The organism is Variovorax ginsengisoli (assembly GCF_030486595.1).
GTDB lineage: Bacteria > Pseudomonadota > Gammaproteobacteria > Burkholderiales > Burkholderiaceae_C > Variovorax > Variovorax ginsengisoli_B.
In genome coordinates this window covers 12,798-28,591 of sequence record NZ_JAUJZH010000053.1, presented here as the reverse complement: position 1 = coordinate 28,591, position 15,794 = coordinate 12,798, and the positions used below count along the sequence as shown (strand labels likewise).

Genomic DNA, 15,794 nt, shown 5'->3' with positions numbered 1-15,794 from the left:
GGGCCTGCTCGGGCCCGACCACAACATCGGGCACGGCAACTGCTTCGACGACACCGAACTCAAGATCGTCCTGGACGCGGGCTGCACCATCACCGCCACCAACCTCACCGAGATGCTCAACTACGAGCAGCCCGCCATGCTCGGCCGCCTGGTCAAGCACGGCGCCATGCCTTCGCTCGGCACCGACTGCGACCCCTACTTCAACAGCTCCATGCTGGCGGTCACCCGCCACGCCTTCCTGCACCAGCGCGAGCTCGACAACCGCAGCCTCTGGCACGAGGGCGCCTGGCCGGCCAAGACGCAACACTCCACCCTGACCCGCGACGCCCTCTACTGGGCCACCATGGGCGGCGCCAAGGCCTTCGGCCTCGACAAGAAGACCGGCTCCATCACTCCCGGCAAGCAGGCCGACCTGGTGATGTTCGATTGCCGCGGCATGAACATCTTCCCCGCCCTGCCCGGCGGCAACGCCGCCCACATCGTCGTCATGTACGCCGAGACCTCGGACATCGAGAATGTCATCGTGGCAGGCAGGTTCGCCAAGAGAAACGGGCAGCTGATCTTCGATGCGGCCCGGCTGGCCCGCCTCCACGATGAACTTCTGGCCTCGCGCCTGCGCATGTTCGAGCAAGGCCAGTTCAAGTCAGTGCCCGTCGAACGCGGGCCCCAACCGGAGCACTTCGTCCTATGACCCTGCCTGTCTTCCGACGCGTACTGACCGCCGGAGCGCTGTTGCTGGCCGCGGCATCCGCCCTGGCGCAAACCACGGCACCGGCGGCCGCCTGGCCCACCAAACCGGTGCGCATCATCCACGGCTTCACATCGGGCGGGCCGGTCGACAACCTGGCGCGCCTGCTGGCGGCGCAGTTCCCCGAGGCCTTCGGCCAGCAGGCGATCGTCGAGGGCAAGCCCGGCGCCGGCGGCACCATCGGCGCCAACTACGTCGCCAAGGCCGAGCCCGACGGCTACACGCTGTTCCTGATGGCTTCGGGCCATTCGGCGGCGCCGGGCCTGTACAAGTCCCTGCCCTTCGACGCCGTGTCCGACTTCACGATGGTGTCGATGGTGGCGCGCAGTCCGTTCGCGATCATCGCGGGACCGGGCTCGACCGCCGGCAGCCTCCAGGAACTGGTGGCGGCCGCGAAGGCCCAGCCGGGCAAGATCGACTACGGCTCGGGCGGCACCGGCAGCGGGATGCACCTGGCGGCCGTGCTGTTCCAGGCACGCGCCGGCGTCCAGTTCACGCACGTGCCCTACAAGGGTGGCAGCGCGCCGGCGCTGGCCGTCATGAGCGGCGAGGTGCCGATCATCTTCACTTCGCTGGCGGGCATGTCCAGCCAGATCGAAAGCGGCAAGGTGAGGCCGCTGGCGCTCACCTCGCGCACGCGCTTCCCGGGTTTCCCGGACATCCCGACCGTGGCCGAGACCGTGCTGCCGGATTTCGACGTCAGCGCCTGGTACGCCCTGGCGGGTCCGAAGAACCTGCCGCCCGCGATCGTCGCCCGGCTCAACCAGATGGTGCAGGCGACACTGCGTCGTCCCGAGATCGTCCAGAACCTGAAGCTGCAGGCGGCCGAGCCCTGGCCGACCAGTGCGCGCGAGGCCCAGGCTTTCCTGGCCACCGACGTCGCGCGCTGGACCCAGGTGGTGAAGGACGAGAACATTTCGCCGCCGCCGAACTGACGGGCAGTAGCTCTACACCCAGATCTGCAGCACGTAGTCGAACGGCGCCTGCCCGTTGAAGAGGTCGACCCGCTGCAGCACGATGCGCAGCGCACCGCCCGCGTCGCGCGCCAGCGTGTGCCGGTAGGTGCCGCCGAAATGCCGTACCGTGTCGCGGCGCAGCTCCATCAGATGGAAGCGCGAGCGCACATGGACAGTCGCGCCGTCCACCGACTCGATCGCGACATTGCCGACGATGTGATTGGTCTCCCAAATCGGTGCCTGCGACCAAGCGTTGGGGTGCGAGACGCGGCCCTTGCGGATCTCCATCATCAGCTTGTCCTCGGCAAAGATCGAGGGCGAGCCCTCCCACTCGGTCTGCTCGAGCGTGACCGGCATCCAGTAGACGCCGCGGTCGTCGAACAGGTCCATCCACGCCTGCCACAGCTTGCGGTCGAGCAGCTCGGCCTGCAGGTAGAGCAGTTGCTCGACCTCGCGCTGCAGGTCGTTGCCGACGACCAGGCCGGCACGCGGCACGGCCTGCGCGACAGGCGCGGCGCCGAGCTGCGGTGCGCGCGGCGAGTGGTCGGGTGAGATCACCTGCGCGCCGGTGGGCGCATCGCCGGTCGCGGCCTCGATCACCACGTCCTGCGCGAGCAGGTGCTCGAAGTCGGGGCCGGCGTTCGGGATGGCGGCGCTCGTGCGGTCGGAAGATGGCTGGCTCATGACGTGGCTCCTGCTATGACGCCATGTAGGTCGACCAGGCGCGAAACTGGCTTCGCATCACCGCCTCGGAAGTGCCGTGGCTGGAGTAGGTCACGCCGCCCTCCTCGCGGTCGTCGCCGAAGTAGCGATGGAAGCTGACCCAGTCGCCGCCATTCGACTGCAGACCCCACTGCCCCTTGGTCCAGTTCTCGAGGTCGTCGGCATTGATCATCGTGGCTGGAGAATTCACGAGGTTGTAGTACCAGAGGCTGCGGCGATAGATGGCCTCGGGCGCACCCTTGAGGCGAAAGTGCCAGATCTCCGACAACGTCTTGTCGGGCGCGATCGGCCGCAGGCAGCGCAGCTGCTGCAAGGGTGACTGCACCGACAGGTAGGGATAGATCAGCACGTGATGGATGCTGCGCGACAGGTATTCCTCGGCGCGTTGCTCGCCGTAGGCATGTTTCAGCAGTGCCTCGTGCGCGAGCGTGTCGGGGTCCTGCGGCCGCAGGCCCATGTAGGCCTTGAGGATGCCGTGTCCGCGCGGGAAATTGATCGTCTGCACCGAGTCCCACTGCTCGAAACTCGACGCGAAGGCCGAGAGGTAGTGGTAGTACAGCGGCACCTTCTCCTGCTGCGCCTTCAGCCGCTTCTCGACCCGCCCGGCCGCGATGCCGGTCGACTGGTGAGTGACCGAGGGATGCAGCGCGTCGAGCTGGTTCTCCATGAAGAACTTCCAGTTCGAATGCTGGATCACGCGATGGCAGATCGGCACCACCTCCACCTCGCCGACCGGCGAGCGGTCGCACATGTCGTCGAAGGCGACGCGTGCCTCGCCGAGGAATTCCTTCAACGAAGGGCCGTCGTCCGAGAGGCTGGCGAAGACGAAGCCCCGATAGCTCTCCACGCGCGCCGCACGCTTCACGCCGCAGTCGGGGTTGTCGCGCGTCATGCGCGTGCCTTCATAGCCCTGGGCCAGCGGGATTGCACGCACGCTGCCGTCCAGGTGGAAGCTCCACGCGTGGTAGGAGCAGACGATGCTGTGCCCCGTGTTGCCCTTCAGGTTTCCCACGAGCTGCACGCCACGGTGCGGGCAGCGGTTGTGCAGCACCTGCACCGAGCCGTCGGCCTGCCGCACCATGAACATCGGCTGGCGGCCGATGGTGACGGCGTGGTAGTCGCCGGGATTCGGCACCTGCGACAGGTGGCCGCAGTAGACCCATATGCGCTCCCAGATCTTCTCCATCTCGGCATCGAAGATCGCGGCATCGGTGTAGACGGTCTTGTGGACGCGGTCGGGCTCGACCAGCGCATCGAGGTTCATCATCGACTGCCCCCTTGTCCGACTAACGCCCGGCGGCACCACCGCCGGGTCCACCGCCCGCACCACCGGCCCCACCCGCGCCGCCACCGGCACCGCCCCCGGGGCCAGCCCCTGCTCCGCCACCTCCGCCGGCGCCGCCAGGGCCACCGGGGCCACCTCCAGGACCGGCTCCGGCTCCAGGTCCGCCTCCAGGTCCGGCGCCAGCGCCAGGTCCGCCTCCAGCTCCAGGCCCGGCTCCAGCTCCAGCTCCAGCTCCAGGCCCGGCTCCAGCCCCAGCCCCAGCCCCAGCCCCAGCCCCAGCCCCAGCCCCAGCCCCAGCCCCAGCGCCTGCACCCGCTCCGGCTCCCCCGCCAGCGCCACCACCCGCTCCCGCTCCAGCACCGGCCCCACCACCAGCACCGGCCCCGCCACCACCTCCTGCACCTGCACCTGCGCCTCCACCGCCCGAGCCACCGCCGCCTGCTCCGCCACCATCAGCCTGGCTCGCAGGCCCACCACCGCTCGCCACGGCCGTGCCACGCAGCGCAGTCCAGCCCGTTCCACGGGTGCTGGCGAGCGATGTTCCGGTGGCCGCCGATGGCTGCGTCCCCGGGCCAGTCGACTGGGTCGTGCTGGCGCAAACGGCCTCGCCGAAGGGGTTATAGCGATCACAGGGCAGATTGCCTACAGCCCTGGACGCGATTCCCGAGCGAAGCGCCTGCGAGGTCTCAGGCGCCCTCGCCAGCACCGGCGCAGCCTCGGCGGCCGCTGACGGGAGAGGCGCGAGCGGCGCCCGGGGAACGCTCTCGAACGTGGTCGCCGCCGCGCGTCGCTTCGGCGCCGAGGCGACGACCTGGACGCGGCGCCGGGGGCTCGACAGCGGCTTGGCGACAGGGCGATCCGGGCTGGCCGACACCTCGGCCCCGGTCGTCTCCTGACTCGCGGCCTCCACCGGTGGGTCCGCGTGAGCAGCGGGTTGCGGCTCCGGACCCGGCAGCGACGCCTCCTCGACCGTCGGTGCAGCGACGGGGCTCTGCGCCGCCTCCTCGGGTGCGGATGAAGGCGGCATCTGCAACGACGCGGGCGGCGAGTCCGGGACTGTCGACACCGGGTCCGGCACCGCGACCGCGACCGCGTCCGGAATCTCGGGCGCAGTCCGAAGGAGGTGCTGCGGCGAACTCGGGACCGGCGCCTCATGGACCGCCCGGGTCGCATGCCAATACGCGAAACCCGCGGACGACACCAAGAGGACGAACAACAGCGACAGCAGCGGGATGGCGGCACGCGGAGGCAGCGCGAGCCACGGGCCTCGCTTTGGCACTGACATGGTCTTTCGAAGCGGTGCCCGCACAACTACGCGATCCAGCGGTCTGGGCGGTGGCATGGTCCCCGCCGCGCGCGCATCCGGCAACGTCGGAAGGAAGGCCCCAGCGTCGAAGCGCAGACCTGAGAACTTGCCCGCGCAGCCACGGCAATATCTGGCGCGGTCCTTGTTGGCCGTGTGGCACGAGTCGCAGTACTTCGTCATTTTCGGGGCTCCTGCGGTGCTTCGTGCGCAGTCACGGCGCCGAGAAGAGAAGAGCCGCCGAGACCGGCATCCCTTGAGGTCTGAAGACAGTCGATGCGTCGAAACATCGCGACCTTCGCGTTCGCGCCCCGTCATGCCGCGCACGGAACGGCGATGGGCTTGAATCCCGAGTCACAAAGTTGGCTGTTGGCGCCGCAGTTACCCTGGACATCGCGCTCCCCCAGTGAATTGTGATCAGCTCACATTGAACGCCTTTCTCGCAAAATGCGGGGCCGTTCTCGCGAGCAGGGGCCTTGGACATTTGGTAACCAAGCGTTACGAAATCTCGATGTCCGGCAACCCGCTACCTATCTTCAGCGCCGCAGGTCGAGCTTGCAGGCCAAGATTACGTGCGGTCGCGTCTTGCGACGAATCCACCTATTCCAGGCGCGCTTGCCAGGCTTCAGCTTTGCAGCGGGAGTCGGGGCCTGGAACGCCAGTTCGCGGCACTCAGAAGCAGTCACTCGCGCCCAGCAGCGTGGGATGATCCGTTTCATGGACGTGGCGCCCGATCCGGTCCTAACGACTTCATCTTCATGCTGGCTTCCTCGATACGAAGTGACCCTGCGTCGCGTTCTGCTTGTGATCGCCTTCCTGGTCGCCACGGGTGCCTGGATTGCCGTCGTCTATTGGATGACGGGGATGGAACGCAAGGAGGCGGCCTACCTGGAGATCGACCTCGCGGAGATTCCGACGGGCAGCCCGAAGTTCTACACCTTCCAACGTACACCCCTGGCCCTCGTGCGAACCACCGATGCGATGCTCGACGACCTTGAGGCACAAACCGCCCACACCTGGAACCATCGTCCGATCGCGGCCGGCCGTCCATCGTTCTTCATCTACTCCCTGGTGAGCCCGGCCGACGGATGCGAGGTGGAACACGTGCCCAAGGGCGCAGACCGCTACGCGCCAGTGCGCCCGTGGCAAGGCGGCTATCACGATCCATGCCGTTTTGGCGAATGGGACTACGCTGGCCGCGCGATCAAGCAGTACGCGGACCAGGACGCGCGGCTGCTGCAAATGGCCGACCTGGATGTCCCGGACTTCGAAGTCAGGGAACACCACATTCTGCGGATCACGCGTGCCCCGAAGCGATAGTCGAGATCAGACGTGGCTGGATTTCCATTGACTCGATGGCAACGTCGGGAATCGTCACGCGCTGTCGCGGCTGGCGCGCCCAGCGGAACAGCGCTTCGTGCAGACGCTGCCGCTCGTGCTCGTACTCCGGCGCAGCGCCGACGCATCTCGGAGGGCGGCATCCTGATCGGCTACTGGGACGAGCAAGACCTCGCCGAGGCGCGCAAGCACTTCAAGCCACGATTCGCATCGACCAATCCGCTGGTGAAGCCCACGCTTGACCGCCTCGTCCACTCCGAAGGAGCCACCCATGACCAGTGAAACCCCCGACATCACGCGCGCGCAGAGCGGCATCGACGGCGTCTCATGGAACATCCTTGGCCAGGTGTATGTGCCCAAGCAGGCAAGCGACGACAGTTTTTCCTGGCATGCGACCTTCCCGGTGGAGACCTTCGTGCCGCCGCATGTGCATCCCTACCAGGACGAGTACATCTTCGTGCTGGACGGCCGCATCGACCTGCTGCTGGCCGGCAAGAAGACTTCGGCGGGCGCGGGCGACCTGGTGCGCATGCCGCGCGGGATTCCGCATGCCTTCTTCAACAACACGGGCGAGCCCGTGACGGCGCTGTTCTGGGCCACCCCGGCCGGCAAGCTGCAAGAGCTGTACAGGCGCATCCACAACATGTCGAGTCCGGCCGAAGTGGTCGCTGCGGCCCGCGAGTACGACGTCCTCTTTAGAGGTGTATACGGCCATTTCGCGTATCGTCGGAACTGGCTGGACGCTACAGTAGCTCCGCCGGAGACCTGGGGGGCGATTGCAACAACGCCTCGTACACCGCGAGGTCCGGGTCCGAAAAGCAGCAGAAAGCCACTTCCTCGAGCCCGGCGTTTTCTGCGACGTACGCCCGGACCTGGGCGACCGCGATGCGCGCGGCTTGATTGAAGGGATAGCCATAGACGCCTGTGCTGATGCACGGAAACGCGATGGTCTTGGCGTCGACCAGCGTCGCGAGCTCAAGCGCACGCCGATAGCATGAGGCCAGCAGCTCAGGCTCGTTCTGCTTGCCGCCCTGCCACACTGGACCCACCGCGTGCGCCACGTGCCTCGCAGGCAGGAGAAAGCCCTTGGTCAGCTTCGCACTGCCGGCCGCACAGCCTCCCAGTGCTCGGCACGCCTCGAGAAGTTCGGGTCCTGCGGCACGGTGAATGGCGCCATCGACGCCGCCACCGCCCAACAGCTTCGAGTTCGCAGCATTGACGATGACATCGACCTGCAGCGTCGTGATGTCAGCCTTGATTGCAATCAGTTTCACGGTCATTGCACTGCTCCTCCAGCACTTCTTCCGGCGCACTTCGTGCGCCGTCGGAGGACTATGATGGCCAAGCGCGTCCGGCGCAATCGGGCGTGACGGCACGGTCGTGCAGGCGCCCACAGGCTCTGCTTGAAGGACAGCGCGCCGCGGCACTGAGCACGTGACTACTTCCGCTTCGGCTCGTAGCCAACGCGAGCGCGGCCGAGGGCTCGCACTTCGGCCGCGACGCGCGCGGCGGCGCGCAGTTCCCGTCGGTTTGCTATTCTGGATGGCCATGAGCCGCCGGTCGCGGGTGCCCATGGCCAGTCTGGACCCGCAAGCGGCCCTTGGCCATAACCAGAGACTCAGACACCATGCTGCGCGCTCCCCCGCCACCAGTCCGTGTCGACGACGAGTCAATCCAGCGCGAGTTGGCGCGACTCTCTCGGTGCAAGCTCGGCCTGAGCTACAACTTGTCGCCAGCGAGCGAGATCCGCCTGCATCCTCTGCGCAAGCGCGTCGGCGCCTCCTGGCTCGGCGCGTGCACCATGCCTTTCGAAACGTTCGACAATCTCTGGATCGGCCAGGACCTCGTTAAGCGCCCGATTGAGGCGATCGATGGCCCCCACGGGCGTACCGGACGGCGCGAACAGGCCGTACCACTGCACGACATCCACCCCCGGAACGCCGAACTCGGCAAGCGTCGGCACGCCGGGAAGGCCTTCCAGGCGGCTCGGTCCTGCCACCGCCAAGGCGCGCAACTGTCCCGCACGTATGAAAGGGCAAGCCGTAAACAAGCTGGGAAACATAATCTGCGATCGTCCGTTGACCGTGTCGCCAATCGCAGGCGCGGCGCCCTCATACGTCACGCTGGCCATCGACGTTCCGCTGCTGAGCTGGAACAGCTCGGCCGCGAAGTGCGGCGGCGTCCCGTCGCCGGCGGATGCGTAGCTGAAAGACCGAGGCGCGCCCTTCAGCCGGGCGATGAGCGTGTGCAGGTCGGGGGCGCCCGTGTCCGGATGGGTGACCATCAACGTCGGCGAAGAGCCCACAAGTCCGACCGGCGCGAAGTCGTGAACCGGGTCATACCCCAGCGTTTGCAGCGCTGGATTCATCGCGTGCGTACCGACGTAGCCGAACATCAAGGTATGTCCGTCCGGCGCGGACCCCGCCACATACTCGCTTGCAATGGCACCGTTCGCGCCGGCGCGGTTGTCGACCAGCACTTCTTGGCCGAGCAGCGGGCCTAGCTTGGCGGCGATGATGCGAGCCATCGTGTCGTTGCCGCCACCGGCCCGCGTCGGCACGATGATGGTCAAGGCTCTGTGCGGGTCTGACGACTCGGCGGCCTGTGCTTCTGGACGTGAGAACACGTAGTCGGGTAGATGCAGTTCGCCCTGCATGATCTTTCGCGCAGTGCGAACGAGGGCTGCGCGTTCAACGGTCGCGGCCTCTGCACTGCCCTTCAATTCGACTTCGACATCGATCTGCCCGGCGGGATGAAGCACCACAAGGCTATGACGTCCCGGTTCGCGCGCCAAGCCACTCGCTACCGTTCCCGGCAAGGCGAACGCGCTGGCGACGCCGATAGCTCCCGTCACGGCATGTGAAGCATGGCATTTGCGCGGCGTGAAGTAGCGCGAGGTGATGCTGCCACTCGACTCTCCCGTGCTGACCAGCACTGGCTTTGGAATGACACTGTTCGATACGTCGCCGAGCCCCATCATGCGTCCGGCCTCCAGGCGAAGGCTTTCCAGCCGTTCGAGGAGCGCAGTGTTCGCATCAAGGGCTGCCGGCCTCTCCCGTCCCGTCACGCCGAGATCGCTTGCGCGGACGATCATCAGCGGCATGGCAGCATCGATGCAGGTCACCTCGATACCGTCGATCGTGTCGATGCGCTTGCCTGTCGGGAAGACCTGCCCGGTGACCGCGCCCCAAGCGTCGAGGAAGTTGAGCAGGATGGGCGCCGCGGTACCGGCCACGCCATCGATGCGCGCGTCGCCCTCATAGGTCACTCGCCCGCCAGGTGTGCGCACCGTCACGTCGATACGCGACCCGGTGTTGACGTTGTAGACGCGAACGCTCGTGATGCCGTCCTTTGCAGCAATCAAGCCCTGCTCGATCGCGAAGGGCGCAACGCCCGAGAGCATGTTGCCGCAGTTCGGCCGCGTGTCGACCGATCGATGGCCGACGCCGACCTGCGCGAAGAGATAGTCGATGTCACAGCCCGGCTGCGACGAGCGCGACACGATGGCGACCTTGCTGTTCAGCGTGCTGCCGCCGCCCACACCGTCGAGTTGCAGGGGGTCGGAGGCGCCGATGGCGCCGATCAGCGCCTGGTCACGGGCCTCGTCGCCGTCGGGCAGCCACTCGCGGAGGAAGAAAGGGCCGCGCGAAGTGCCGGCGCGCATGAGCACACAGGGGATGGAACGGTTCATCTCAATCCGCGGTGATCTTGGCGGCTTGGACCACCTTCTTCCACTTGACCTGCTCCTGCGCCACATAGGTGCGCATCTGGTCGGTCGTCATCGTCGAGACTTCGGCGCCGTGATCCTCGAGGCGCTTGACCACGCTCTTGTCGGCAAGGACCTCGTTGAGCACCTTGTTGAGTTGCTCGATCACCGGCTTGGGCGTTTTCGCAGGTGCGAAGATCCCGTACCACTGCGAGACGTCGACGTCGGCGATGCCCTGCTCCTGGAGCGTGGGTACGTCGGGCATGAGCGCCGAGCGCTTGGGACCCGCAACGCCCACCGCTCTCAGCTTGCCGGACTTGACATACGGCATGGCCGTGAAGAGGCTGGGAAACATCACTTGCGTCTGGCCGCCGAGGGTATCGGTGATGGCTGGCGCGGAACCCTTGTAGGGCACGTGCAGCATGCTGGTGCCCGTCGAAAGCTTGAACATCTCGGCCGCGAAGTGCGGCGCAGTGCCATTGCCGGCCGATGCATAGCTGGTCTTGTCCGGCGCGGCCTTGAGCATCGCCACGACCTCCTTGGCGCTGCTGGCTTTGACGGCCGGATTCACCACCATCAGCGTTGCCGACGATCCGACCATGCCGACCGGCTCGAAGTCCTTGACCGGGTCGTAGCGAAGCTTCTGCAATGCCGGATTCATCGCATGGGTGGCGATGTAGCCGAGCATGAGCGTGTAGCCATCTGGCGCCGCGCGCATCACATACTCGCTGGCGATCGCGCCGTTGGCGCCGGCCTTGTTGTCGACGATGACAGGCTGTTTGACGATGGCCGACATGGCCTGGCCGATGACTCGCGCCATGGCGTCGTTGGCGCCCCCCGCAGCCGTCGGAACCACGAGGGTGATCGACTTTTCAGGAAAGGCGGCGACCGCGCTGCCGCAAGCCAAGGATGCCGCCAGCGCCACGGCGCCGAGGAGGCGAAATTTCTGGGTCTTCAATTTGTCTACTCCGGTGGATTGTCGAGAACTGGGAACCTGGAGGCTCTTGCTTGGCCTTGATCGAATGTTCCACTTTTGGAAGCCTTCTGTGAATTGCATGTTTAGGATCTATTGATGCACACTGTGGATCAGTGACACTGCTTCAGGAGCCCATGCGCCATGGCCATCAACTTCAATCTGAACGATCTGCAGGCCTTCCGGGCGGTGGCCGAGCTCAACAGTTTTCGCAAGGCAGCCGAGGCGCTGCATGTGTCGCAGCCGGCCTTCAGCCGACGCATCGAGAAGCTCGAAGAGGCGCTGGGCGTGCGGCTGCTCGACCGCACCACCCGGCGCGTGAGCCTGACTTCGGTCGGCCGAGACTTCGATCGCAAGGTGCAGCAGCTCCTGGATGACCTGGACCACACGCTTCTTGGGATCCGAGGGGTGGCGGCAACCCGCATGGGCGAGGTGACGATCGCCTGCGTGCCTTCGACCGTCTACTACTTCCTGTCGCAGGTGATCTCGCGCTACCACGAGCGCTACCCGAAGATCCGGGTGAAGGTATTCGACGCCAGCGCCAACGAGGTCCTGTCGGTTGTGTCCCGCGGTGAGGCCGACTTCGGGCTCAACTTCGTCGGCGGGAAGGAGCCGGACATCGAATTCAAGCCCCTGCTGGAGGAGCGCTTCGTCGCGGCTTGCAGGCGTGACCATCCGCTCGCCAGGAAGCGGCGGGTGAGCTGGACCGAGCTGGCGCAGTACGACTACATCTCGGTCAGCAAGGCGTCGGGGAACCGGCTGCTGCTGGACCAGGCGCTTTCGGGCCTGGCCGGGCGTCCGCAGAGCATCTACGAGACCCAGCACGTCACGACGATGCTCGGACTGGTGGAGGCGGGCCTGGGCGTGGCGGCGGTGCCGTCGATCGCAATGCCGGATGCGGACCATCCGCTGCTGGTGAGCGTTCCGCTCTACGACCCGGTGATCACCCGCAAGATTGGGCTTATCCGTCGCAAGGGGCGGACACTTTCGCCGGCCGCGCAGCAGCTCTACGCGTTTTTCTCCGAAATGAAAGCAAAGCGCGGCAAGCCGGATGGCCGCCGCGCGGTGGGTTGAAAGCCTGAAGCGGACGCAGCCCGAAGTCCGACGCCTCGGCTTCAGTGCGCCGGGCCGGTGTGGCCGAGCGGCAGCTGCAGGTCTCCGGACCCCTCTTCGAGCTCGTGCTCGGTGTTCGCATAGTTCGCCGCCAGTTCGCGCTTCAGGACGTCCCGGTCGCAAGCGTTTTCCCAGATGGAGACCACGATACAGGCCACGGCGTTGCTGATGGTGCTGGTGAGCGCCCGAGCTTCGGACATGAAGCGATCGATTCCGACAATCAGCGCCACGCCGGCCACTGGAAGATCAGGCATGACCGTGAGCGTGGCCACCAAGGCGACGAAGCCGCTGCCCGTCACCCCCGCAGCGCCCTTGGAAGTGAGCAGCATGATGCCCAGCATCGAGCCGATCTGGAGCCACGACAGATGGATGTCGCAGGCCTGGGCGATGAACATCGACGCCAGCGTGAGGTAGATGGCCGTGCCGTCGAGGTTGAACGAATAGCCTGTCGGAAGCACCAGCCCGACCACGCCCTTCTTGCAGCCCAGCCGTTCGAGCTTGAGCAGGAGACGGGGGAGGACGGGTTCGCTGGATGAGGTGCCGAGCACGACCAGCAACTCTTCCTTGATGTATCGCATCAGCTGCCACAGCTTGAAACCGTGAAGACGCGACAGCACGCCGAGCACCACGGCGACAAAGAAGATGCAGGCCACATAGAAGGTGCCGATCAGCAGTCCGAGCGATCCGATCGACTTGATGCCGTAGCGCCCGACGGTGAACGCCATCGCGCCGAATGCACCGATCGGCGCCAGCCGCATGATGATGCCGAAGGCCGCGAAGAGCATGTGCGAGAAGCCTTCGATGCCCTCGAGCACCGGCTTGGCGGCCGTCCCGATCTTGGTCAGGCCGAACCCGCAAAGCACCGCGAGCAGCAGTACCGGCAACACCTCGCCTTCAGCGAAGGCGCCCACGAACGCATTCGGGATGATGTGCATCACGAAGTCGGTGAAGCCGTGGATATGCACCTGATTCGCGAAGCGGGTCGCCACGGAGGCGTCGAGGTTCTTCGGATCGATGTGCATGCCCGCGCCCGGCTGAATCAGCAAGACGGTAACCAGGCCGGTGATGAGAGCCAGAATCGTCAGGGCATAGAAAAGTCCCATCGCCTTGAGCAGAGTCTTGCCGATCTCCTTGGAGTCGCCCAGGGAGGTGATGCCGCTCACGATGGTGCAGAACACCACCGGCGCGATCATCATCTTGACCAGCTTGACGAAACCGTCGCCGAGCGGCTTGAGGGCGGCGCCGAACTCGGGCCAGTAGTGGCCCACGGTGATGCCGAGGATCAGGCCGATCAGGACCTGCACGTAGAGCAGCTTCAATAGTCTTCGGATGTTCACGATGTTGTCTCCAGATTCAGGCCGCACAGATGCGTACCGGTCTGTGCCGGTTTGGTCGGTGGTGAATGGCGGGGCTTGACTCAGCGGCGCGCCGCGAGCACGCGATCGACCATGACTCCGGCCTGGCCCAGGTTGTTGGCCGGGTCACACATCGCATCGAGCTGGGCGCGCGTGACATGCTTGTTGACCTCCGGGTGGTCGACCAGGATCTCGATCAGCGGCCGGTTGTCGGCGAGCGCCTGGCGACACAGGTCATACACCAGGTCGTGGGCATATTCACGGCCGATGTACGGGCCCAGGCCCATCATCACGGCCTCGGACATCACGAGGCCGTTGGTGATGTCGATGTTGGCGCGCATGCGGGTGGCGTCGACCTCCAGGCCCTTGAGAATGAACTTGGTCTGTTTCAACGCCCCCGACATCAGGCAGAAGATCTCGGGAAGCGACACCCACTCGATTTCCCAGGGCCCGGTCGAGCGCTCGTGGTCGGCCACCATCGCATCCATCAGCGCAGCCGCATGCTGGCGCGCCACGGAGATGTTGGCGTGGATGTAGAGGCAGGAGATCGGATTGCGCTTTTGCGGCATGGTCGACGACGAACCCCGGCCCGGGGCGAACGGCTCGAAGACCTCGGCCACTTCGGTCTGCATCATCAGCTTGACGTCCATTGCGATCTTGCCGAGCGAGCCCCCGACCAGCCCGAGGAAGGCACCGACCTCGGCGATGGTGTCGCGCACCGTGTGCCACGAGATCAGCGGCTGGGCCAGGCCCAGCTCCTTCATCAGTCCGGCCTGGGTTTCCATCGCGCCCTTCTCCAACGAGGACAAGGTGCCCGACGCGCCGCCGAACTCGCCCATCAGGACACGCGGCTTGAGTTGCTGGAGGCGCTCACGGTGTCGGTCGATGCCGGCCAGGATGCTCGCCATCTTGTAGCCGAAGGTGATCGGCGTGGCCTGCTGCAGGTTGGAGCGGCCGATGACGGGCGTGTCTCGGTACTTCTTCGCCAGCGCGGCGAGCGCATCGCCGATCTCGTCCAGATCCTGCTCGACCAAGGCAAGGCCTTCGCGCATCTGCAGGACGGCGGCCGTGTCGGTGATGTCCTGCGTGGTTGCACCCCAGTGGCAATACTCGCCGAGCTTGTCTCGGCAGTTCGCATTGATCTGGTTGACCACGGCAATGATGGGATAGCCGATCTGCTCGGTCTTCGCCTTCAGCTTGGCCCAGTCGATCTGCGACAGATTGCAGTTGCGGACGATCTCATCGGCCGCTTCTTTCGGGATGATGCCGAGCTCGCCCTGGACCTTCGCGAGGGCGCGCTCGATGTCCAGGTACTTCGCGGTGCGGTTCTCGTCAGACCAGACGTCGCGCATGCGCGCGTCGCTGAACATGTCGCCGAAGATGCGCGAATCGATGATGGTGGAGGCCATGATAAGTTGTCTCTTTCTGCGGTGGGAGTTGGTGAACGGGGTCAGTCAGTCGCGAGCCAGGGCCAGCGTGCGGTGTGCCTGCAGCACCACGGGCCGGTCGACCATGCGGCCGTCGAGCCGGGCGGCGCCAGGCGATGCCGCATCGGCAACCAGGACACGCTGGGCCCAGTCCAGTGCCTCTGCGCTCGGACGCAGCGCGGCGTGGATCGGCTGTACCTGGCGTGGGTGGATACACAGCTTGGCGCCGAAGCCAAGCCTGCGCGCATCGGCAAGATCCGACAGCAGACGTGCTTCGTCGTCGAGTTGCGGCGTGACGCCTGCGACGGGTGCCGGCAGGCCCGCGAGGCGCGAAGCGATCGCGATGCGGCTGGCGGCATAGCCAAGGCCGGAGGCGTCCGTCGTGATGTCCATGTCGAGGTCGAGTGCGAAATCGAGCGTGCCGAACACCAGGCGTTGCGCACCGGCGGCCGCGATGCGGTTCGCTTCCGACACACCACGTGCGCTTTCAATGAGAGCGAGGATGCTGGCGCCGGGCAATGCGGCTTGCGTCTCGGCGATCTGCTCAGCGGACTCGGCCTTGGGCAAGAGCACGCCGATCCCATGCGCGTCGCCGAAGGCCGCAAGGTCTGCGGCAAACCAGGACGAGTTGGCGTCATTGATGCGCACGACGATGCGCGATCGGCCTGCGGGCGTTGCGCTTTGCAGCCATGCCGTGACAACGCCGCGTGCAGTGGCCTTGTCGTCGGCAGCCACGGCGTCCTCGAGGTCGAGAACGACCTTGTCGGCGCCGCTGGCCAGCGCCTTGTCGAAACGTTCCGGGCGCGTTCCCGGCACGAACAGGTAGGTGCGTGCAGGCGGCAGCAGTTCGGCGGGCATGACGGCGAC

At 66.1% G+C, this 15,794-nt stretch carries 13 protein-coding genes and 1 pseudogene; 6 read left to right on the top strand and 8 right to left on the bottom strand.

Features of this window, described 5'->3' with window-relative positions; all coding sequences use genetic code 11:
* On the top strand, nucleotides 1-691 hold a 691-nt coding region (locus tag QZH52_RS37470; RefSeq protein WP_301816347.1), incomplete at its 5' end, for an amidohydrolase family protein.
* Nucleotides 688-1,683, top strand: coding sequence for a tripartite tricarboxylate transporter substrate binding protein (locus tag QZH52_RS37465; protein WP_301816346.1), 996 nt, complete (start codon nucleotides 688-690; stop codon nucleotides 1,681-1,683). The genes QZH52_RS37470 and QZH52_RS37465, both read left to right, overlap by 4 nt.
* Nucleotides 1,684-1,695: 12 nt before the next feature.
* On the opposite strand, the gene QZH52_RS37460 is transcribed toward QZH52_RS37465, so the two are convergent.
* Together QZH52_RS37460 and QZH52_RS37455 are read right to left on the bottom strand one after the other, a co-directional pair.
* Nucleotides 1,696-2,388 (bottom strand): aromatic-ring-hydroxylating dioxygenase subunit beta, encoded by a 693-nt coding sequence (locus tag QZH52_RS37460; RefSeq protein ID WP_301816345.1) that lies wholly within the window; start codon nucleotides 2,386-2,388, stop codon nucleotides 1,696-1,698.
* 13 nt (nucleotides 2,389-2,401) lie between these two features.
* A complete protein-coding gene (locus QZH52_RS37455) occupies nucleotides 2,402-4,210 on the bottom strand; it encodes an aromatic ring-hydroxylating oxygenase subunit alpha (RefSeq protein ID WP_301816344.1) in 1,809 nt (602 codons plus the stop codon).
* A 140-nt stretch (nucleotides 4,211-4,350) separates the two neighbouring features.
* Between QZH52_RS37455 and QZH52_RS37450 the strand changes: the two genes are divergently transcribed.
* From QZH52_RS37450 to QZH52_RS37440, 3 genes and pseudogenes are all read left to right on the top strand, one after another.
* The gene (locus tag QZH52_RS37450; protein WP_301816343.1) at nucleotides 4,351-4,608 is read left to right on the top strand and encodes a hypothetical protein; all 258 of its coding nucleotides are present in this window, start codon (nucleotides 4,351-4,353) and stop codon (nucleotides 4,606-4,608) included.
* Nucleotides 4,609-5,720: 1,112 nt separating this feature from the next.
* The gene (locus tag QZH52_RS37445; protein WP_301816342.1) at nucleotides 5,721-6,335 is read left to right on the top strand and encodes a hypothetical protein; all 615 of its coding nucleotides are present in this window, start codon (nucleotides 5,721-5,723) and stop codon (nucleotides 6,333-6,335) included.
* Between the two features lie 289 nt (nucleotides 6,336-6,624).
* A pseudogene (locus QZH52_RS37440) lies at nucleotides 6,625-6,936 on the top strand (cupin domain-containing protein); the annotation flags it as partial.
* Nucleotides 6,937-7,096: 160 nt separating this feature from the next.
* Here QZH52_RS37440 and QZH52_RS37435 read toward each other — a convergent pair.
* The 3 genes from QZH52_RS37435 to QZH52_RS37425 form a co-directional block, all read right to left on the bottom strand.
* Complete coding sequence (locus QZH52_RS37435; protein ID WP_301816341.1) at nucleotides 7,097-7,633, bottom strand: O-acetyl-ADP-ribose deacetylase; 537 nt, start codon at nucleotides 7,631-7,633, stop codon at nucleotides 7,097-7,099.
* Between the two features lie 389 nt (nucleotides 7,634-8,022).
* Nucleotides 8,023-10,044, bottom strand: coding sequence for a 4-oxalomesaconate tautomerase (locus QZH52_RS37430; RefSeq protein ID WP_301816340.1), 2,022 nt, complete (start codon nucleotides 10,042-10,044; stop codon nucleotides 8,023-8,025).
* A 1-nt stretch (nucleotide 10,045) separates the two neighbouring features.
* Nucleotides 10,046-11,017, bottom strand: coding sequence for a Bug family tripartite tricarboxylate transporter substrate binding protein (locus QZH52_RS37425; protein WP_301816339.1), 972 nt, complete (start codon nucleotides 11,015-11,017; stop codon nucleotides 10,046-10,048).
* Between the two features lie 159 nt (nucleotides 11,018-11,176).
* On the opposite strand from QZH52_RS37425, the gene QZH52_RS37420 reads away from it, so the two are divergent.
* Complete coding sequence (locus tag QZH52_RS37420; protein ID WP_301816338.1) at nucleotides 11,177-12,106, top strand: LysR family transcriptional regulator; 930 nt, start codon at nucleotides 11,177-11,179, stop codon at nucleotides 12,104-12,106.
* 41 nt (nucleotides 12,107-12,147) lie between these two features.
* Here the strand turns inward: QZH52_RS37420 and dctA are convergent, their stop codons facing one another.
* The 3 genes from dctA to QZH52_RS37405 form a co-directional block, all read right to left on the bottom strand.
* The gene (gene dctA, locus QZH52_RS37415; protein WP_301816337.1) at nucleotides 12,148-13,482 is read right to left on the bottom strand and encodes a C4-dicarboxylate transporter DctA; all 1,335 of its coding nucleotides are present in this window, start codon (nucleotides 13,480-13,482) and stop codon (nucleotides 12,148-12,150) included.
* 80 nt (nucleotides 13,483-13,562) lie between these two features.
* On the bottom strand, nucleotides 13,563-14,909 hold the full coding sequence (locus QZH52_RS37410; RefSeq protein WP_301816336.1) for a class-II fumarase/aspartase family protein: 1,347 nt from the start codon (nucleotides 14,907-14,909) through the stop codon (nucleotides 13,563-13,565).
* A gap of 45 nt (nucleotides 14,910-14,954) precedes the next feature.
* Nucleotides 14,955-15,785: an HpcH/HpaI aldolase/citrate lyase family protein gene (locus QZH52_RS37405; protein ID WP_301816335.1), complete on the bottom strand. Its 831-nt coding sequence runs from the start codon at nucleotides 15,783-15,785 to the stop codon at nucleotides 14,955-14,957.
* Nucleotides 15,786-15,794 lie beyond the last annotated feature (9 nt).